14 protein-coding genes and 1 pseudogene are annotated in these 19512 nt (G+C 75.4%); 11 read left to right on the forward strand and 4 right to left on the reverse strand.

Translation table 11 applies throughout. The features are described 5' to 3' along the window. The first annotated feature begins 10 nt into the window (after window positions 1-10). The 3 genes and pseudogenes from ACQPYN_RS02995 (at window position 11) to ACQPYN_RS03005 (ending at window position 2438) form a co-directional block, all read left to right on the forward strand. Entirely contained in the window at window positions 11-505 is a 495-nt protein-coding gene (locus tag ACQPYN_RS02995; protein WP_433033250.1) for an Lrp/AsnC family transcriptional regulator, read from the forward strand. Window positions 506-844: 339 nt separating this feature from the next. Further along, window positions 845-1357 (forward strand): annotated as a pseudogene (locus ACQPYN_RS03000) (TROVE domain-containing protein); the annotation flags it as partial. A 94-nt stretch (window positions 1358-1451) separates the two neighbouring features. Beyond that, window positions 1452-2438, forward strand: coding sequence for a TROVE domain-containing protein (locus ACQPYN_RS03005; protein WP_433033253.1), 987 nt, complete (start codon window positions 1452-1454; stop codon window positions 2436-2438). Between the two features lie 54 nt (window positions 2439-2492). Here ACQPYN_RS03005 and ACQPYN_RS03010 read toward each other — a convergent pair whose 3' ends face one another. The 3 genes from ACQPYN_RS03010 to ACQPYN_RS03020 are packed head-to-tail and all read right to left on the reverse strand — an operon-like array spanning window position 2493 to window position 5959. Further along, window positions 2493-3965 (reverse strand): aldehyde dehydrogenase, encoded by a 1473-nt coding sequence (locus ACQPYN_RS03010; protein ID WP_433033256.1) that lies wholly within the window; start codon window positions 3963-3965, stop codon window positions 2493-2495. A 27-nt stretch (window positions 3966-3992) separates the two neighbouring features. Then, window positions 3993-4880, reverse strand: a complete 888-nt coding sequence (locus ACQPYN_RS03015) for a hydroxymethylglutaryl-CoA lyase (protein ID WP_433033259.1) — start codon at window positions 4878-4880, stop codon at window positions 3993-3995. A 17-nt stretch (window positions 4881-4897) separates the two neighbouring features. Beyond that, window positions 4898-5959: a hypothetical protein gene (locus tag ACQPYN_RS03020; protein ID WP_433033262.1), complete on the reverse strand. Its 1062-nt coding sequence runs from the start codon at window positions 5957-5959 to the stop codon at window positions 4898-4900. Window positions 5960-6180: 221 nt separating this feature from the next. On the opposite strand from ACQPYN_RS03020, the gene ACQPYN_RS03025 reads away from it, so the two are divergent. The 7 genes from ACQPYN_RS03025 to ACQPYN_RS03055 all read left to right on the forward strand — a co-directional run bounded on the left by ACQPYN_RS03025 (window position 6181) and on the right by ACQPYN_RS03055 (window position 15483). Continuing rightward, on the forward strand, window positions 6181-7338 hold the full coding sequence (locus ACQPYN_RS03025) for a lysylphosphatidylglycerol synthase transmembrane domain-containing protein (protein ID WP_433033265.1): 1158 nt from the start codon (window positions 6181-6183) through the stop codon (window positions 7336-7338). A 262-nt stretch (window positions 7339-7600) separates the two neighbouring features. Beyond that, complete coding sequence (locus ACQPYN_RS03030) at window positions 7601-9298, forward strand: hypothetical protein (protein ID WP_433033267.1); 1698 nt, start codon at window positions 7601-7603, stop codon at window positions 9296-9298. 124 nt (window positions 9299-9422) lie between these two features. Further along, window positions 9423-9656: a hypothetical protein gene (locus ACQPYN_RS03035; protein WP_433033270.1), complete on the forward strand. Its 234-nt coding sequence runs from the start codon at window positions 9423-9425 to the stop codon at window positions 9654-9656. Next, the gene (locus tag ACQPYN_RS03040; RefSeq protein ID WP_433033273.1) at window positions 9653-11950 is read left to right on the forward strand and encodes a dynamin family protein; all 2298 of its coding nucleotides are present in this window, start codon (window positions 9653-9655) and stop codon (window positions 11948-11950) included. Before ACQPYN_RS03035 ends, ACQPYN_RS03040 begins: the two co-directional genes overlap by 4 nt. A gap of 227 nt (window positions 11951-12177) precedes the next feature. Further along, window positions 12178-13650: a dynamin family protein gene (locus ACQPYN_RS03045; RefSeq protein ID WP_433033276.1), complete on the forward strand. Its 1473-nt coding sequence runs from the start codon at window positions 12178-12180 to the stop codon at window positions 13648-13650. Window positions 13651-13777: 127 nt separating this feature from the next. Continuing rightward, window positions 13778-15043, forward strand: coding sequence for an Hsp70 family protein (locus tag ACQPYN_RS03050; protein ID WP_433033279.1), 1266 nt, complete (start codon window positions 13778-13780; stop codon window positions 15041-15043). Beyond that, complete coding sequence (locus ACQPYN_RS03055; protein WP_433033282.1) at window positions 15040-15483, forward strand: hypothetical protein; 444 nt, start codon at window positions 15040-15042, stop codon at window positions 15481-15483. Before ACQPYN_RS03050 ends, ACQPYN_RS03055 begins: the two co-directional genes overlap by 4 nt. 421 nt (window positions 15484-15904) lie before the next feature. Here ACQPYN_RS03055 and ACQPYN_RS03060 read toward each other — a convergent pair whose 3' ends face one another. Beyond that, a complete protein-coding gene (locus ACQPYN_RS03060) occupies window positions 15905-18562 on the reverse strand; it encodes a LuxR C-terminal-related transcriptional regulator (protein ID WP_433033285.1) in 2658 nt (885 codons plus the stop codon). A gap of 195 nt (window positions 18563-18757) precedes the next feature. Here ACQPYN_RS03060 and ACQPYN_RS03065 point away from each other — a divergent pair, with 195 nt between their 5' ends. Then, window positions 18758-19507, forward strand: coding sequence for a (Fe-S)-binding protein (locus ACQPYN_RS03065; RefSeq protein ID WP_433033288.1), 750 nt, complete (start codon window positions 18758-18760; stop codon window positions 19505-19507). Window positions 19508-19512 lie beyond the last annotated feature (5 nt).

Consider the following 19512-nt stretch of genomic DNA (forward strand, 5'->3'; position numbering starts at 1 on the left):
AGTGAGCAGGATGGAACCCGTCGACCCGGTCGACGCCCGGCTGCTGCAGGCGCTCGGCGAGGAGCCGCGCGCGACCGTCGTCGCGCTCGCCGAACGCCTCGGGCTCGCGCGCAACACCGTCCAGTCCCGGCTCGCCCGGCTGGAGAGCCGCGGCGTGCTCGGCGCCTTCGGTCGCCGCATCGACCCCGCGGCGCTGGGCCACCCGCTGCGGGCCTACGTGACGACCCGCGTCGACCAGCGTCGCCTCGAGGAGGTGACGACGGCGCTCGCCCGCATCCCGGAGGTGGTCGAGGTCGTCGGCCTCGCCGGGGACGACGACCTGCTGGTCCAGGTCGTCGCCCGCGACGCCGACGCGCTCTACACGATCGCCGGCAGCCTCCTGGCCGTCGCGGGCGTGGAACGGACGTCGACGGCGCTGGTGATGCGCCAGCTCGTCCCGTTCCGCCTGGACCCGCTGCTCGCGCGCCGCGCTAATTCCGACGACGCCGGCAACGGGCGGGGCTAGCGTCGTCGCTGCGAGTACGGGCCGGAGGCTCAGTCGGTGACCACTCGAAATGGGGAGGTTGCGGGTTCGAGTCCCGCCGCCGGGAGGTCCCGGCGTAGCTCAACCGGAGGAGCGCCACGACTCCGGCGGCCACACCACGCCCGTCCTCGCGCCACAGCGCTCGACAGGTGCCCGCCCGGGGAGGGCGGGCCGGCAGACCGTCGGTGATCGGCGTTCCCGGTACTCCCCGCGGAGCGTGGCCGGCCTTCCGGTGTTCCTCCGGTGGTCGAGAGCACGCCCGCCCTCCCCTTCGGACTATCCACTCGCCTGCCGGACGTGTGCCCTTCAGGGAGGACGCCCATGGACCCGCTGACCTCGGTCTCGACCCGCGCCACGTCGCAGCTCCTGCGCGCCGACGAGCGCCAGGTCCCCAACGCCGCCGGGGGGTACGGGTTCGCCCTCGACGACGACACCCGGGTCCTGCGCTTCCTGACCCTGGGCACCGACGGGGGCACCTACTACGCGACCGCGCGGGAGCTCACCGCGCAGAACGCGCCCGTGGTCCTGCGGGCCGCGCGGGACCGGACGGCGTGGCTGGTCGGGCAGGTCGTGGCGATCTCGACCGCCGGGCGGGCGCCGCGCCAGAACCCGGCGATCTTCGCGCTCGCCGCGGCCGCGGCGCTGGGTGACGAGGCGGGCCGACGCGGCGCGCTCGACGCGCTGCCCGCGGTCTGCCGCACCGGCACCCACCTGTTCCTCTTCGCCCGCTACGTCGAGCAGTTCCGCGGGTGGGGACGGGGCCTGCGCCGGGCCGTCGCGCGCTGGTACACCGAGCCCGACGCCGACGACGTCGCCTTCCAGGCCGTCAAGTACCGGCAGCGCGAGGGCTGGTCGCACCGCGACCTGCTGCGCCTCGCCCACCCCGCCGGTCACCGACCCCGCGCGGCGGGCGCTGTTCCGGTGGATCGTGGACGACGAGGCCGGCGAGGACGCCCCGGAGATCGTGCACGGCTACCTCGCGGCCCGGGCGGCGACGACCGCGTCGGCGTGGGTCCGGCTCGTCATCGACCACCGGCTGTCCTGGGAGATGCTCCCGGACGCCGCGCTCGGCGAGCCGGACGTGTGGCGGGCGCTGCTCGCGAACGGACTCCCGCCGACCGCGCTCCTGCGCCAGCTCCCGCGGCTGACCCGTCTCGGGGTGCTGACCGGGGACACCCGCAGAACCGTGGCCGCGCAACTCGCCGACCCGGCCCGCCTGCGCCGGGGACGCGTGCACCCCGTGTCGGTGCTGGTCGCACTGCGCACCTACGCGTCCGGGAGCGGGGCGGGCGGGACATGGGAGCCGATCCGGGAGATCGTCGATGCCCTCGACGCCGCCTTCTACGCGGCGTTCACCACGGTCGTGCCGTCCGGGAAGCGGACGCTGCTCGCGGTGGACGTGTCGGGGTCGATGAAGGTCGGCTCGGTGTCCGGGCTCCCGCTGTCGCCGCGGGAGGCGTCGGCGGCGCTCGCGCTGGTCACGATGAGCACCGAGCGCGACGTCACCTGCGTCGGCTTCACCTCGGCCGACGGCGGCTGGGCGCCGGCGCTGACGGAGCTCGCGATCAGCCCGCGTCAGCGGCTCGACGACGCGATCGCGGCGGTGTCGCGCCTGCCTTTCGGCAACACCGACTGCGCGCTGCCGATGGAGTGGGCGCGGGAGACGGGGCAGGCGTTCGACACGTTCGTCGTGCTCACCGACAACGAGACCTGGGCGGGCGCGATCCACCCGCACCAGGCCCTCGTGCGGTACCGGGAGCGGTCGGGGATCGACGCCCGGCTCGTCGTGGTCGGCATGACCGCCACCGACGTGTCGATCGCCGACCCCGCCGACGGCGGGATGCTCGACGTCGCCGGGTTCGACGCGGCGGCCCCGGGCCTCATCGCCGACTTCTCCCGCGGCGACCTCGGCTGACCCCCGTGAGCGATGTTCACGGCTATAGCCGTGAACATCGCTCACGGAGGACGGTCAGCCCAACGTGAACGGGTCGCGCGTGCCGCCGGTGAGCTCGACCCACACGGACTTGTTCTCCAGGTAGGCGTCAATGCCGTGGACGCCGTTCTCGCGCCCGATCCCCGAGGCCTTGAAGCCGCCGAACGGGACGCTCGGGGCGACGACGCGGTAGGCGTTGATCCACACCGTGCCGGCCTTGATCCGAGCGGCCATGCGGTGGGCGCGGTGGACGTCCTTGGTCCACACGGCGCCCGCGAGCCCGTAGGGGGTGTCGTTCGCGAGCTTCACCGCCTCGTCCTCGTCGGTGAACGTCGTCGCCGCGAGCACCGGCCCGAAGACCTCCTCGCGGAACACCGTGTCGGTGGGCTTGACCGAGAGCACGGTGGGCTGGACGAAGTAGCCGCCGAGCTCCTCGTCGGCGTCGCCGCCGTAGGCGATCGTGGCGCCCTCGTCGCGGGCGGTCCGCAGGTAGCCGACGACCTTCTCGTACTGCATCCCGTTCGCGACCGGACCCATCTCGGTGTCCTCCGCGAACGGGTCGCCGAGCTTGATCTGCGACGCCCGCTCGGCGACCAGGCGCACGAGCTCGTCGTGGACGTCGGCGTGCACGATCAGCCGGGACCCGGCCATGCACGTCTGCCCGGTGGCGGCGAACACGCCGGCGACCAGGCCGTTCGCGGCCGCCTGCAGGTCGGCGTCGGGGAACACGACCTGCGGGGACTTCCCGCCGAGCTCGAGCGTCGCGGGGTTGAGGTTCTCCGCGGCGGCCGCGGCGACCTTGCGGCCCGTCGCGGTGGACCCGGTGAACGCGACCTTGTCGACGCCCGGGTGCTTCGCCAGGTGCGCGCCGACCTCGCCGGAGTTCGCGGTGACGACGTTGACGACGCCGTCGGGGATGCCCGCCTGCGAGATCAGCTCGGCGAACCCGAGCGTCGAGCCGGGCGCGTGCTCCGACGGCTTGATCACCACGGTGCACCCGGCGGCCAGCGCCGGCGCGACCTTCCAGCTCATCAGCAGCAGCGGGGAGTTCCAGGGCGTGATCGCGGCGACGACGCCGACCGGCTCGCGGCGGGTGTAGACGAGGTAGTTCGGGTTCGGCGAGGGGATCTGCTGGCCCTCGATCTTGTCCGCGAGCCCCGCGTAGTAGTGGTACCACCCGCCGAGGCCGTTGAGCTGACCCAGCATCTCGCGGTAGAGCTTGCCCGAGTCGTTGACCTCGAGGCGGGCGAGGCGCTCGGCGTTCGCGGTGATCAGGTCGGCGAGGCGGCGCAGGCAGGCGGCGCGGGCGAACCCCGTCATCTGCCCCCACTCGCCGTCGAGGGCCGCGCGGGCGGCGTTCACCGCGGCGTCGATGTCCTCGGTGCCGCCGTCGGGGATGGTGGCCCAGTTCTGCCCGGTGTAGGGGTTCTGGGACTCGAAGGTCTTCCCCGAGATCGCGCCGGTCGGCTTCCCGCCGACCAGCATGGACAGCTGCTCGAGCTCGCTCACTGGTGATCTGCTCCTGTCGAGGGGTGCTCAGCCGGGGAAGGTGCCGGCGCGGGGGAGGAGGGCGGGGACGCGGTAGCCGAGGGCGTCGGAGAGGAACCCGGCGATCGGCAGCAGCGCGTCGAGGTCGAGCCCGGTGGGGTGGCCCATCCGGTCGAGCAGGTAGACGAGGTCCTCGGTGGCGATGTTGCCCGTGGCCGCGGGGGCGAAGGGGCAGCCGCCGATCCCGCCGTTCGACGAGTCGAGCCAGTCGACGCCCCACTCCAGCGCGGCGACGGCGTTGGCGAAGCCGGTGTTGCGGGTGTTGTGGAAGTGCGCGCGCATCAGCGCCCCGGGGGCCACCGCGCGGACGCCGTCGAGCAGCGCGCGCACCTGGGTGGGCACGCCGACGCCGATGGTGTCGGCGATCGCGATCTCCTTCGCGCCCGCCGCCGCCCCGCGCCGTGCGACCTCCACGACGCGGTCCGGGTCGACCTCGCCGTCGAACGGGCAGCCGAACGACGTGGCGATCGTCAGCGACGCGAACAGGTCGCGGTCGGCGGCTTCGGCGAGGACCTCCTCGGCGACCTCGGTCAAGGCCGCGGTCGTCGAGTTCTGGTTGGCCTTGGCGAACCCGTCGGAGGCGGGCACGACGACGTTGATCTCGTCGACCCCGGCGGCGACGGCCCTGTCGTAGCCTCGCCGGTTGAGCACCAGCCCGATGTACGACACCCCATCGGCGCGGTGGAGCCCCTCCATCACCGCCTCGGCGTCCGCCATCGCCGGCACGAGCTTCGGGTGCACGAACGACACCGCCTCGATGCGCCTCGCGCCGGCCGCCACCGCCCGCTCGATCAGCTCGATCTTCGCGCCCGTCTCGAGCAGCGCCCGCTCGTTCTGCAACCCGTCGCGCGGGCTGACCTCCACGATCCCGACCACGGGCCCGATCCTGCCCCTCAGCCCCGCACGGCGGCCACCGTCGCGGCGTGGTCACGCATCGTCGCCACCGGGTCCTCGCCCCGCTGGCGGCCCATCCCGCAGTACATGGCGACGCCGAAGTCGGCCAGGTGACGCGACGCGGTGGCGTGCCGGCGGCGCAGCCCGTCCTCGCCGTCGAGCGGCAGGACGATGCCGAGGAAGATCCGGGAGTCGGGGGCGTCGAGGTCCGCGAGCGGGGCGAAGAACGCGTCCTCCTCGCTGCGCAGGTAGCGCGGGCCGGCGAGGTGGATCCAGTCCACGGGACGGCCGGCCTCCGCCACCGCGTGGTTGGCCATCCGCACGATCAGCTCCATGTCGCGTGCCTCGAACATCGGCCACTCGGGGAACGTGCCGTAGCAGAGGTGCACGCCCATGAGGACGTCCTCCGGGACCCGGCGGGCGAGGCGCGACCACGGCCCGGCGAAGCGCTCCCAGGCCTCCCCGTCGGTCCAGCCGACCACGCCCTCGATGTCGATCACCTCGTAGGCGAGGTCCCACTGCAGGGCCAGGTCCGCGGCCGGGATGACGGCCAGCAGGTCGCCCACCGACCGCTCCCACAGATCCTCGAGCGCCGGCCCGACGATCGCCCAGTTGTCGGCGTAGTCGTCCTTGAAGGCCCCGGTGAACACGCTCGACGGGAACGGCAGCCCCACCTGGAAGCGCAGCCCGGGCGGGATCACCCCCTCGGCGCGCAGCGCGACGAACCGCTCGTAGGACGCGAGCGTCTCGGCCACGCGCGGCCAGGCGTCGAAGCGCAGCGCGTCGACCCCCTCCCGGACGGTCAGCCGGGCCGTGTCGTAGGCGTGCCGCGCCCGGCCCGTCGGGGACGGTGACGGGGCGAGCACGGCGATGTCGGGGTGCGGCTCGAGCAGGGTCGTGCGGTCGTAGCCGACCCAGGCGCCGCGGGCACCCGACTCGCCGTCCGGGAGGGCGGCGACCAGGCCGCCGAACAGCTCCGCACCCCACCGGAACCCGTCGTCGGTCGCGTCGACGGGCAGGCTCCCGACCAGGAGCAGGTCGCTGTCCACGCGGCGGGTCATCCTCGGTCTCCCCTCGATCTTCGACCAGCGGGACGGGGCCCGCGTCGGTGCGCCGACCCCGTCGGGCAGCATGATCCCGCCGCACCACCAGCGCACCCCCGGGGTGGACCGCTCGGCGACGCCGGGTGACCGACCGGGTGTTCGTCACGTCGCACCCGGCGTGCCGCGGTGTCGTCACGGTCACCCAGGAGTGATCGGTACGGCAGGAGGACACTGGGAGGATGAGCGCGATCGTGACCACCGGGTCGACGAGCACGACACGCGCCACCCCGGCCACCCGCCGGGCCCTGCGCATCGGCACGGGTGTCCTCGTGGCCGCCGTCGTGATCACCGGCGTCGTCATCGTGATGCCGACGGTCGAGGCCGCAGGCGCCGCGCTCATCGGCGCCGACCCGTGGTGGGTCGTCCTCGCGGTCGCCACCGAGGCCGGCGCGCTCGTCGCGTTCTCCGTGCTCCACCACCGCCTGCTCGTGGCCGCCTCGGTGCGGGTCTCGCTCGGCGAGGTCACGATCGCCACCCTCGCCGCGAACGCCCTGCACCTCACCGTGCCGGGCGGCGCCGCGCTCTCCACGGCCTACACCTACAAACGCCGCCGCGCCTGGGGCGCCAGCGCGCCCGCCACCACCTGGACGATGGTCGCCGGCGGCGTCGCGGCCAGCCTGGCGCTCGCCGCCATCGCCCTCGGCTCCGCGTTGGTCGTCGGCGGGCGGGCCACCTCGCTCCCGTGGCTGATCGCGCAGATCGTCGGCGTCGCGGCGCTCGGCGCGGGCGTCGTGGTCATCGCCCGCCGCCCGGGCCTGCTCATCCCGGCGGGGACCTGGGGGCTGCGTCTCGTCAACCGGGTGCGTCACCGCCCGCGGGAGACCGGCGTGGGCGAGCTCGCCGAGCAGATCGCGGGCCTGCAGCTCATCGACCTCCGGGGCAGTGGCCGGGCCGTCGTCAGCACCGCCGCCCTGGCCAACTGGATCCTCGACATCGCGTGCCTCGCCGCGTGCTGCGCGGCCGTCGGCGCCGAGGGCATGACCCTCGCGCTCGTGCTGCTCGCCTACGCCGCGGCCACCGCCGCCTCGAGCGCCGCGTTCCTGCCCGGCGGCCTCGGGCTCGTCGACGGGGCCCTGCTGGCCGCGCTCGTCGCGGGCGGCGTGCCGTCGCACCCCGCGCTCGCCGCCGTGCTGCTCTACCGCCTGATCAGCTTCGTGGGCGTGGCCGCCGCCGGCTGGGTCGCCTGGTTCGTGATCCACGCCAAGGAGACCCCGACGGCCACGGCCGACACGGTCGACGACGCTCCGGCCGAGACGCCTGCGGTGCCGGACGCGCCGGCCGACTCCGTGGACGCCGCGGACGCGATCTCACCGCACGGCTCCCGCCGCCTGCGCTGACCTCCCACGCGGGCCCCTGAGCAACGCCACCCGAGTAATCGGGCACCGCCGCGGGGGGAGGACCCCCGGCGGCGCGGGGGGAGAACCCCACCTCCTGCATGGTGCGGCCCCGTCAGGTGAGTAACCGGGCCGGTTCCCGAGCACCGCAGTCGAGTACCCACGTGCTCATGACCTGGCGCCCGCCGGCCAGCAATCTGGTTCCCATCACCGACGAGCACCTCGGTCGGACCCCCGGTCCGCACCCGAGCCGAAGGGAACCGACATGACCACTCCCGTGAGCCCGGCCGCGGCCGGCGTGACCCCCGGCCCCGTGGCGGCGGGCGCCCCCCTCGAGACCCCCGTCCCCGATCCGGCGACGACGAACCCCGGTCCGTTCCCGCCGGAGACCCCCGGCGACGACGTCACCGACGGGACGCCGCCCGAGGGCGGGGAGACCCCCGAGACCCCCGAGACCCCTGAGACCCCGGAGCCCCCGGTCGACGGCGAGGAGCCCCCGGAGGAGCCGGAGGACAGCTCGGAGGAGACCCCGGAGGAGCCGACCGACGAGGTCGACGTGGTCGAGGACTACTGGTGCCAGGAGCACGGCCAGGGCTGCCCGCCCGGCTGCCAGATCCTGATCCACTGGCGCGAGGTCTACCACCTCCCCGACGACTGGCACCCCAGCGACGGCTGGGACGGCGGCGACCAGTGGCAGTGGCACCCCCAGCACAACCCGCACTGCTGGCACCCGCAGCACAACCCGTGCGGCTACCACCCCGAGCACCAGCCGCACTGCTACCACCCGGAGCACAACCCCGAGGGTTACCACCCGGACGAGAACCCGCACTGCTGGCACCCGGACTACAACCCCTGCGGCTACAACTCGCAGCACCAGCCCCACTGCTGGGACCCCGACCGGAACCCCGACGGGTTCCACCCGGACTACAACCCGCACTGCTGGCACCCGGACTACAACCCCTACGGCTGGAACCCCGAGGTCCAGCCCTACTGCTTCCACCCGACCGCACAGCCGTACTGCTGGAACCCGGTCGCCCAGCCGTACTGCTGGCACCCGGTCTACTACCCCCACGGCTACAACCCGGAGCACAACCCGAGCGGCTGGGACCCCACCAACAACCCCGAGGGCACCGACTCCGACCCCAACGGCCCGTACATGCCCGACGACGCCCAGGGCGAGACCCCGCCGGAGCCGACGCCGGTTCCGGAGCCGGACACGGAGCCCGCGCCGACGGACCCGCCCGTGGACGAGACCCCGCCGACCCACCCGCCGGTCGACGAGACCCCGCCGACGGACCCGCCCGTGGACGAGACCCCGCCGACGGACCCGCCCGTGGACGAGACCCCGCCGACGGACCCGCCTGTGGACGAGACCCCGCCGACGGACCCGCCTGTGGACGAGACCCCGCCGACGGACCCGCCTGTGGACGAGACCCCGCCGACGGACCCGCCTGTGGACGAGACCCCGCCGACGGACCCGCCTGTGGACGAGACCCCGGACGAGCAGCCTGCGCCCACCGACCCGCCGGTCGACGAGACCCCGGAGGGGTCCGACGACCTGACCAACGGTCCGACGTCGCCGGAGGGCGACGGGTCGAGCGACGGCGGTCCCGTGTTCAACGGGACCGGCCCGGGCGCCGGAGACGACGGCAGCGCGCCGTCGGGCTCCGACGGCGGCGAGGGTGGGGACAGCGGCCCCGACTTCAGCGGCGGCACCGTCGAGCCCTCCACGATCCAGACCGCGTCGTCCTCGACGGGTGACCCGGGCGACGATGGCTCGGGCGGCATCGACACGACGCCGGTGGCGAGCGAGCCGGAGCCCGAGCCGGAGCACCACTCCGAGCCGGAGCCCGTCCACTCCCAGGACTCGTCCTCGGACAGCGGCGGCAGCGACGGTGGTGGCGACGACGGCGGGAGCAGCGACTCCTCCGGTAGCGGCCACGACCTCGCCGGCGTGAGCTGACGGTCCCGATGTGCGTGGTCCCGGCCGGGGTGACCCGGCCGGGGCCACGGCACGTCCCTCGCTGATCCACCCGACACCGCCGATCCCGGCGGGGTCGAGCTCGGCCGTTCTGGAGGAGGAACGGGTGACCCACCCCGGAGCCGACGACGCCCGCCCCGCGCGTCGTCGTCGTCGATCGATCTTCCGCGACGACTCGGACGATCTCGGCCTGCGCGACGCCTGGGGCGATCCGACGCCGGACGCCGCCGTCCCGGCGGTCGCGACCGACGATCCCGACGCGGCCCCGTCGATCTTCCGCGCCGGGCTCTCCGACTCCGCGCCTGCGGATCCCGGCTCTCCCGACGGGATCGTGCGATGAGCGCCGACGACCGGGCGGGAACCGACCCGGCCGACGCCGCGCGCGCGATGCAGGAGAAGGCCGACAAGGCACGGGCGGAGGCGCTCGAACGCGCCGCGGCCGCTCGGGAGGCCCGCGAGGAGGCCCGCCGGCGCAAGGAGGCCACCCCGCCGCCGGCCGTCCGGCCGGCCACGCCCAAGGCCGCCACGCCCAAGGCCGCCACGCCGGCCGCGACGCCGGTCGCCGAGCCTCCTGCGAAGCCTGCGTCCGAGTCCGCCGTGAAGCCCGCCGCCGCCACACCCACGCCCGCCGAGCCTGCCCCGAAGCCCGCCCCGAAGCCTGCGGCACCCACGCCCGCCCCGGCGAAGGTCGCCGCCCCGCCGAAGGTCGCTGCCCCGCCGAAGGTCGCTGCCCCGCCGAAGGTCGCCGCTCCTGCCAAGCAGGCAGCCCCCGCGAAGCAGGCCCCGAGCGCCGCCGCGAAGCACGCCACGGACACCGTGGACATGGCCATCAAGGCGGCGACCGCCTACGAGCGCGAGGACCTCGTCGCCCGGCTGCGGACGGCCCGGAAGCTGCTGAGCGACAACTCGGTGCGCATCCCCGTCGTCGGCGAGTTCAAGCAGGGCAAGAGCTCGCTGGTCAACGCCCTGGTGGGGCTCCCGATCTGTCCGGTGGACGACGACATCGCCACGGCGGTGCCCACGGAGGTCCGGCACGCCTCGGTGCCCACGGCGAGCGCGACCTTCGAGGCGCTGCCCGGATCGGGGGGCACCGGCTGGACCGAGACCATCCCGCCGGCCGAGGTGGCGACGTACGCCTCCGAGTCGGGCAACCCCGGCAACACCCGTCGGCTGACCTCGGTGACCGTCGGGATCGACCGGCCGTTCCTCGCCGACGGCCTGGTCCTCGTCGACACCCCCGGCGTCGGCGGCCTCGGGGGACCGAACCAGAGCGCCGTCGCCGACCTGCCCCGGTCGCACGCGTGCCTGTTCGTCAGCGACGCCTCCCGCGAGCTCACCGACGCCGAGCTGCGCTTCCTCCACGCGGTCGCGGAGCTCTGTCCCACCGTGATCATGGTGCTGACGAAGACCGACCTCTACCCGCACTGGACCCGCATCCTCGACCGCAACCGGGCCCACCTGCAGCGTGCCGGGGTGCGGTTGGAGATCTTCGGGTTCTCCTCGGAGCTCCGGATGCTCGCCGGAGCCCACCGCGACGAGGAGCTGGAGGAGGAGTCCGGCGCCCCGCAGCTCGTCGCGCGCCTCCAGCGCGTCCGCGAGGAGGCCGCCCACATCGCGGTGCGGTCGGTGATGATCCAGGTGACGTCCGCGCTCGGTCAGCTCGAGGCGGCGGCCCGCGCGAAGCGCGACGCGCTCGTCGACCCGGCCCGCCAGGAGGCCCTCGTCGCCCAGCTCACCGCCGCCAAGGAGCGCGCGGAGGGTCTGCGCGAGAAGGGCACGAAGTGGCAGTCGGTCCTCACCGACGGCTTCGCCGACATCACCTCGAACGTCGACTTCGACCTGCGCACCCGCGCGCGTGTCGTGCAGCGGGAGGCGGAGGAGACCATCGAGGAGGGGGACCCGGCGAAGAACTGGGAGGAGTTCACCGACTGGCTGCGCCGCCGGCTCGCGACCGAGGCGATGGAGAACTACGCCGTCTTCGTCCGGCGCGCCAAGGACGTGGCCATCGACGTCGAGCGGCACCTCGACATGGAGCAGTCACGCATCACCGCGCGGGCGGTCGACGCCCCGCACGAGATGATGGCGCGGCTGGCCCTCGACGTCGAGTTCGCCCCCTCGGGCTTGCGCCAGAGCATCAAGCTGCCGATCCTCCAGAAGGTGTTCGGCGGGGTCGTGATGCTCACGATGATCTCCAACATGGCCGGTCTCGGGATCCCCATGGCCGCCGGTCTCATCCTCGGTGGCGCCATGGGCTTCTTCGGCGTCCGCGAGGACCGCAAGAAGGCGCTCGAGAAGCGGCGCACCGACGCGAAGGCCGGGGTCCGCAAGTACGTCGACGACTTCATCAACCAGGTCGGCAAGGATTCCCGCGACTCGATCCGCCACGTCCAACGGGAGCTGCGGACCGCGTGGACCGCGCGGGTCGCCGAGCTGCAGCGCTCGTCGACCGCGGCGCTCGCGGCCGCGCAGTCCGCCGTCCAGGCGGGCAAGACCGACACCGGGGCCCGCGAGCGCATCGAGAAGGACCTCCAGTCGCTCGGCCTCGTGCGGGCCCGCGTCGACGACCTGGGGGAACACCTCCGCCGCACCGCTCCGGGGCAGGCCCGTCGCGAACCCGCCGGGAGGATCTCGTGAGCGGGCGCCCCTGGCCGCCGGGTCCGCCGGGTCCGCCCGGCCCGCCGGGAGGCCTTCCGAGCCCTCCCGGCCGTCCCGGTCCGCCGCCGCGGAACGTGCCGCCGCCCGTCGGCGGGCCCCGCTCCGTCCCCGGCCCCGGGACGCCGCCGCGCGGCGTCCCGCCCCGGCCGGCCCCACCCCGACCGGGTCCGCCCCCGCCCCCCGCCGAACCGCAGCTGCTCGACCGCGTGCGCGGCCTGGTGCGCCACGTCGCGGGCCTCTACCAGGGCGGCCCCGCGGCGGCGGGTCTCGACCGCGCCGCCCGCCGGCTGGACGAGCCGCTGCGGGTCGCGATCGCCGGACGGATCAAGGCCGGGAAGTCGACGCTGCTCAACGCGATGGTCGGGCAGGAGCTCGCGGCCACGGACGCCGGGGAGTGCACGCGGATCGTCACGTGGTTCCGCGACGGCCACACCTACCGCGTGCAGGCCCAGCTGCGCGACGGCAGCAGCCGCCAGCTGCCCCCCGGACCGACCGGGGGACTGCTCGACATCGACCTCGGGCGCCTGGGGTCCGGTGACGTCGACCGCCTGCTGGTCGACTGGCCGTCCCCGGCGCTCCGGCTGATGACGCTGATCGACACCCCCGGCCTCGACTCGCTGAGCGCCGAGCTCTCCCGCAAGACCGAGGCGGCGCTGGCGCCCGGCGGGGACGGCGCGGCCGAGGCCGACGCGGTGATCTACCTGATGCGGCACGTCCACGCGTCGGACGTGCACTTCCTCGAGGCGTTCCGCGACGACCCCACCGACCGCCGCCCGCTGAACACGATCGGGATCCTGGCCCGGGCCGACGAGGTCGGGCACGCCCGGCCCGACGCGCTCGAGAGCGCCGCGTCGATCGCCGCCCGCTACCGCGAGGACGAGCGGATCCGCGGCCTGTGCCAGACGGTCATCCCGGTGGCCGGGCTGCTCGCCTCGAGCGCGGTGACGCTGCGCGAGGACGAGTTCCGCGCGTTCGGCGTGCTGGCCACCGCCCCCGAGGCCGACGTCGACCGGCTGCTGCTCACCGCGTCGCGGTTCGCCCGCAAGGAGTCGGAGATCGGCCTCGAGCCGGCCCGGCGCGCCGCGCTGCTCGACCGCTACGGGCTGTACGGCCTGCGCCTGTGCGTGCGCCTCATGCGCGAGGGCTCCGTGACCTCGGCGGGAGGCCTGTCCCGGGAGCTGATCGCCCGCAGCGGCCTCGGGCCGCTCCGGGAGTCCCTGATGACCCGCCTGGCCGGGCGCGCGGATGTCCTGCGCGCCCAGTCGGCGCTGACCGCGGTCGAGCGCGCCGTCCGGCGGTACCCGATCGCGTCGGCCTCGGCGCTGCGCGGCGAGATCGAGCAGATCACCGCCGGGGCGCACGAGTTCGCCGAGATCCGCCTGCTCGACCGCCTCCACACCGGCGCGGTGACGCTGGCCGAGGACGAGCGCACCGACGCCGAGCGCCTGCTCGGCGGCGACGGCCCGGGCCCGGCGATCCGGCTGGGTCTGACGCTCGACGCGCGCCCGGAGGAGGTGGTGCGGGCGGCGAACGCGAGCCTCGGGCGCTGGCGGCGCCGGGGTGAGCACCCCGCGTCGGGGCGCGACGTCCGCGACGCCGCCCGGGTCCTCGCCCGGACCTGCGAGGGCATCCTGCAGCGCGCCCAGCGCAGCGGTCCGCCGGGCCGGGCGGTGGGGTGAGCGGGGGGAGATGAGCAACGCCCGACGGGTCGTCGGCGATAGGGAGTAGTCAGCTGCTCATGACGGGAGGACCGTCAGGGGCGACGGTGGACCGCGGCGTCAGGTGGCGGTCGTTGGGGAGGTTCCGGTGGCGTACGGGCTGGGGGTCGATCTCGGCACGACCTACACGGCGGCTGCGGTCGTCCGTGAGGGGCATGTCGAGATGGCCCCGCTGGGCGACCGGTCGACCGCGATGCCCTCCGTCATCCTCATGCGCGCCGAGGGCGGTGTGCTCACCGGCGATGCGGCCAACCGCCGCGCGGCCACGGAACCGGACCGCGTCGCGCGCGAGGTCAAGCGCCGCCTCGGCGACCCGATGCCCGTCCTGCTGGGCGGCACGCCGTATTCCGCGGGCGACCTCATGGCCGCCCAGCTCCGCGAGGTGGTCGCCCAGATCTCCGAGCGGGAGGGCGGGCCGCCGGTCGCGGTGCGGCTGACCCACCCGGCGAACTGGGGCCCGTACAAGCGGGAGCTGTTCGAGCAGGTCCCGCGCATGGCTGGCCTGTCCGACGTCACGATGATCACCGAGCCGGAGGCCGCCGCCGCGCACTACGCGGCGAACGAGCGGATCGCCGACGGCACCACCGTCGCCGTCTACGACCTCGGCGGCGGCACCTTCGACGCCACCGTCCTGCGCACCACGGGCGGCGGCTTCGAGATCCTCGGGGTGCCCGAGGGCGTCGAGGGGCTCGGCGGTGTCGACTTCGACGAGGCCGTGTTCGGCCACGTCGACCGCTCCCTCGACGGCGCGGTCTCCGCGCTCGACCTCTCGGACCCGGCCGCCACCAGCGCGATCGTGCGCCTGCGCCAGGACTGCGTGCTGGCCAAGGAGGCGCTCTCCTCGGACACCGAGGCGACGATCCCCGTGCTCCTGCCGTCGCTGCAGACCGAGGTCCGCCTGACCCGGGGCGAGTTCGAGACGATGATCCGCCCGTCGGTGGCGTCGACGATCGCCTCGCTGCAGCGTGCCCTGGAGTCGGCCGACATCTCCGCCGAGCAGGTGGACACGGTGCTGCTCGTCGGCGGGTCGTCGCGCATCCCGCTGGTCTCGCAGATGGTCTCGGGCGAGCTCGGGCGTCCCACGTCGGTCGACGCGCACCCCAAGCACGCCATCGTCCTCGGCGCGGCGTCGCTCGCCGAGCCGCCGGCCCGCGCGGCCGGCCCGGGGGGCCGGGACCGGCGCACACGTCGGTGTTCCCGACGTCCGGGGCGCCCTTCCGGACGCCGGTGCCCCGCGTCGGTCCGCGCACGCCGCCCGGCGGCATCCCCGTCGGCGGCGGGAGCGGCGGACGCCCGGCGTCGACGCCGGCCGCGGCCGCGCACGGCGGAGGGTCGGGCACCAACTCCGGGATGATCCCGATCGTCGCGGGGCCGCGTCCCTCGTCCACCGGGGGCTTCTCCACGGTGTCGCCCACGGGCACGCACGGCCGCCCGCCCGGCGGACGGCCGGGCACCGGGGCCTTCCGTGCCACGGGTGCGGGCGCCGGGGCGATGAACGCCGGGACCGGGTCCGGGCCCACCGCCGCGACGCGCACCGGCGGCACGTACACCGGCCCGACGGCCCTGCGCCCCACCTACACCGGGCCGACGCGCACCGTGCCCGCCCGTCCGGGCCCCGCCCCGACCGGGGCGACCGCCGCCGTCCACAGCCAGGGCCCCCCGACCCAGGGCGGCCAGGGCAGCCAGGGTGCTCCCGGCGGGACCGGCGGACGCGGGGCACCGCCGCCGTCGCTGGGCGGCCGGTCGGGCGACGACGAGTCGTCGGCCGGCGGGTCGCGCCGGCGGATACCCTGATCATCGGCGCCGTGGTGCTCGTGGCCGCCCTCGCGGGCGGCGGCACGTTCGCCTACCGCTCGCTCTCGGCGGAGGCCCCCTCCCGCCCGCACCGACCCCGTCGCAGGTGGTGGCCCCGACCCCGCTGCCGACGTCCGCGCCGCCGGAGCCGGTGAACGAGCCCGCGACCGGCGGGTCGAGCGGGACCGGCGGATCGGGTTCGGCCGGAGGCTCGGGGTCGGCCGGGGGCTCCGGCGGTACCGGTGGTTCCGGCCGCGGCGGCTCGGGAGGGTCGAACAACAACAACGGCGGCACGTGGCGGCCGTCCGAACCGGAACACACCAGCGACCCCGACCCCGGCGGCACGGACCCGGGCACCGGCACGTGCTGCGACCCGACGCCGGCGCCCGCCGCGGGCAGCGGCGGGTAGGACAAGGGTCGGTCAGTCGGAGCGCAGGCCGAGCGCCTCGGACAGGTCGCCGCGGCGGGCGATCCCGAGCTTGGCGTACACCGCGTGCAGCACGTTGTTCACGGTGCGCACCGAGATCACCAGCTGGTCGGCGATCGCCTTGCTCGTGAGACCGCCCGCAGCCATCGCCGCGATCTCGGCCTCCCGCGGCGTGAGCTCCCCGGTGCGCTCGAGCAGCCCCGAGGCGGGCGTCTCGGCCCCCTCGCACGACGACGCCGCCACCCGGCTGCGCGACGCCGACCAGCCCGCCGCGCCGGTGTGCCCGGCCGCGCGGTGCGCCGAGCACGCCTGGGCGTAGGCCTCGGCCGAGAGCAGGAGATGGTCGAGCTCGGCGAACCGGCCTGCGGCCTCGTCGAGACCCGCGCCGTCGCCGGCCGCCAGCGCCCGCGCGTGCGCGACGCACGCGACGGCGAGTGGGCCCTGGATGGTTGCGGCCACCCGCTCGATCGCCTCGAGCACCGGCCGCCCGACGCCGAGGCGCACCGTGGTGTGCAGGGCGCGCAGGTGATCCGACGGTGACGCCGCCGGGCGCTCCTCGCCGGCCAGCTCCGTGGCGCGGGTGACCCGGCCCTCGACGCCCGCGATCCACACCTGCGCGGCCCAGAGCCACCCCGTGAGCGGGCCGCCCGGCACCCCGTGCGCCTCGGCGAGCACGTCCTGTCCCTCGGTCGTGCGACCGAGGCCGGCGAGGGCGACGGCGAGCTCGCCGACCAGCGGCACCGTGTACGGGAAGCGGCGCGACGAGACCCCGGACGCGGCCTCGTGCAGGAGGCGCACCGCGGTCTGCAGGCGCCCGCGCCGCGAGGCGACGATGCCCAGCCACGTGACGTAGAGCGCGACGTGCTCGCCGACCCCGCCCGGCGCCGCCTCGGCGTGCCACGCCCGCGCGAGCTCCTCGGCCTCGTCGAGGCGACCCGTGGCGAGGAGCGCGCTCCACTGCGCGGAGCGCAGCTCCACGGTCAGCCAGCCGCCGGTCGGGTCCGGGCCGGCCGCGAGGCCCCGGACGGCCGGCGGCACCGCGTCCTCGATGCACCCGAGCTGTACCTGGGCGATCGCCGCGACGGCGAGGGCGGCGGTGGTCGCCGGGTCGCCGTCCGGGCCGCCGAGCACCGGGGTGACCTCGGCGAGGGCGTCGGCGGGCCGGTGGGAGAGCAGCGCGAGGAAGCCGCGCAGGGCGACCGCGAGCGGGGACGCCCCGGCGCCGGTGTCGGTCGCGGAGCCCTCGACCGCGGCGAGCGCGGCCGTCACGGCGGCGCGGGCGCCGGGTTCGTCGCGCAGGCCCCAGTAGAGGTTCCGGGCGCGGGCGGTGGCCACCAGGACCGGGTCCGGGAGGGGCTCGCCGCCGTCGGTGCCGGTGGCGGGCCCGGCCTCGGCGAGCTTCGCAGCGGTGGCGAACGCGGTCTCGGCCTCGTCGAACCGGCCGAGCGCGACCCGGAGCCGTCCGAGGCGCCACAGCACCTCGGCGCCCGCGCCCTGGTCGGCGGCGGCGCGCAGCAGGCGCTCGGCGGTGCGCGGCTCGTGGTCGGAGACGCCGTCGGCGGCGGCGAGCAGCTCGGCCGGGTCGATGGACAGGCCCTCGGCCGCGCGCCAGGCCAGCATCCGGTACCGGTCGCCCGCGCGGCGGGAGCCCGACGCCTCGAGCGCGGTCCGCAGACGCCGGTAGGCCTCGCGCTCCTGCAGCGGCGTGGCCCGGCTGCGCAGGAGCTCGGTGTAGAGCGGGTGGGTCAGCGCCACGTCGAGCCGGCGCCCGTCGCGCGTCGAGGTGATCAGCCCCTCGGCCTCGAGTCGCGCGAGCGTGTCTTCCGGGAAGATCTGGTTGACGACCTCGCACCCGAGGGGCTGACCGAACGCCAGCGTGCGCATGAGGTCCTGCTCCGCGGGCGCCAGCCCACCCAGGCGGTCGGTGAGCAGCTCGATCAGCCGCCGTGGGGGATGGCGCGGCGGGTCCCAGCGCCACACCGAGCCGGCGCGCCGCAGCGCCCCCTCGTCGCGGGCGCCGTCGACCAGCTCGCAGAGGAACCGGGGGTTGCCCAGTGACAGCTCCCAGAACCGGTCGAGCGTGACGCCGTCGACGTGGCCGCCGAGCGTGCTGCTCACGAGGTGGTCCGACTGGGCGCGGTCGAGCTCGGCGATCTCGAGCCGGGTGGCGAGCCCGTCGCGGTAGAGCGCGTGCAGCGGCTCGGGGGACACCGCGCCGGTGGGCACCGTGAGCAGCAGGAACATCTCCCCGGCGCGCGCGAGCTGGGCGAGCAGGACCGCGGAGGTCGTGTCCAGGAGGTGGGCGTCGTCGACGACGACGAGGTGCTTCGGCCCGGCGCCGACGAGCAGGCGGCGGGCCTCGCGGAGCAGGGACGCGGTGTCGGTGAGCGCCGGGTCGAGGTCCGGTAGCAGGTGGCCGAGGGCGCCGAGGGGGATGTCCTGGGTGGCCCGCCCGGTCATCGCGCTCGCCGGGCGCCAGCGGCCCACACCCGCACCGTGGGTCATGTTGGCCAGGGCGGTGCGCGCGAGCCGGGTGCGGCCCACCCCGCGGGGACCGCCGATGACGACGGCCGCGAGCCGGTCGTCCTGGGTGGCGGCGACGGCAGCCGCGATCGCCTCCGATCGCCCGACCAGTGGTCGGCTCTCGGGCATGCTCGCGCCTCCCTCCGGGCCGCAGGTACCGGGAGTGTCGCGAAGGGGGCGTGAGGGCGGAAGGGATCACGACACTCTTACGTAGTACTGCTGACCCGATGAAGGTAACCGCGGGTAACACCTATCGTTCCTGCGGGTCCGCGATCGGCGGGGGACACTGGCCCGGCCACCACCACTGGCGAGGAGGACCCGCCCTTGAAGATCGCCCTCGTCGCGACCTGCCTCGGGGACGCCCTGTTCCCCCAGGCACCGCGGGCCACGGTCGAGCTGCTCGAGCGCCTGGGGCACGAGGTCGTCTTCCCCGCCGACCAGACCTGCTGCGGGCAGATGCACGTGAACACCGGCTACCTCGACCTCGCGCTGCCGCTGGTGCGCCACCACGTCGAGGTGTTCTCGGGGGCCGCGGACGTCGCCGTCGCCCCGTCCGGGTCGTGCGTGGGGTGCGTCCGTCACCAGCACGCGATGGTCGCCCGCCGCGGGGGCGACGAGGAGCTGGCGCGGGCGGCCGAGGACCTCGCCGGTCGCACCTACGAGCTCTCCGAGCTGCTCGTCGACGTCCTCGGGGTCACCGACGTCGGCGCCTACTACCCGCACCGCGTCACGTACCACCCGACGTGCCACTCGCTGCGCATGCTGCGCGTCGGCGACAAGCCGCTGCGCCTGCTCCGCGAGGTCCGCGGTCTGACGCTGACCGAGCTGCCCGACGCCGAGGTCTGCTGCGGGTTCGGCGGGACGTTCGCGGTGAAGAACGCCGAGACCTCGACGGCGATGCTCGCCGACAAGATGGCGAACGTCCTCTCCACCCACTCCGAGGTGTGCACCGCGGGCGACACCTCGTGCCTCATGCACATCGGGGGCGGGCTGTCGCGGCTGCGCTCGGGCGTCCGCACCGTGCACCTGGCCGAGATCCTGGCGTCCACCGCCGATCAGGAGGTCCCAGCGTGACGGAC

Origin of the sequence: Actinomycetospora sp. CA-053990, from assembly GCF_050948445.1 — a bacterium.
GTDB classification, from domain to species: domain Bacteria; phylum Actinomycetota; class Actinomycetes; order Mycobacteriales; family Pseudonocardiaceae; genus Actinomycetospora; species Actinomycetospora callitridis.

Coding starts and splice junctions, on each gene's coding strand:
- ACQPYN_RS03060 (WP_433033285.1), bottom strand. CDS start 18,562: ATGCCCGAGAGCCGACCACTGGTCGGGCGATCGGAGGCGATCGCGGCT.
- ACQPYN_RS03040 (WP_433033273.1), top strand. CDS start 9,653: ATGAGCGCCGACGACCGGGCGGGAACCGACCCGGCCGACGCCGCGCGC.
- ACQPYN_RS02995 (WP_433033250.1), top strand. CDS start 11: ATGGAACCCGTCGACCCGGTCGACGCCCGGCTGCTGCAGGCGCTCGGC.
- ACQPYN_RS03030 (WP_433033267.1), top strand. CDS start 7,601: ATGACCACTCCCGTGAGCCCGGCCGCGGCCGGCGTGACCCCCGGCCCC.
- ACQPYN_RS03025 (WP_433033265.1), top strand. CDS start 6,181: ATGAGCGCGATCGTGACCACCGGGTCGACGAGCACGACACGCGCCACC.
- ACQPYN_RS03055 (WP_433033282.1), top strand. CDS start 15,040: ATGATCCCGATCGTCGCGGGGCCGCGTCCCTCGTCCACCGGGGGCTTC.
- ACQPYN_RS03020 (WP_433033262.1), bottom strand. CDS start 5,959: ATGACCCGCCGCGTGGACAGCGACCTGCTCCTGGTCGGGAGCCTGCCC.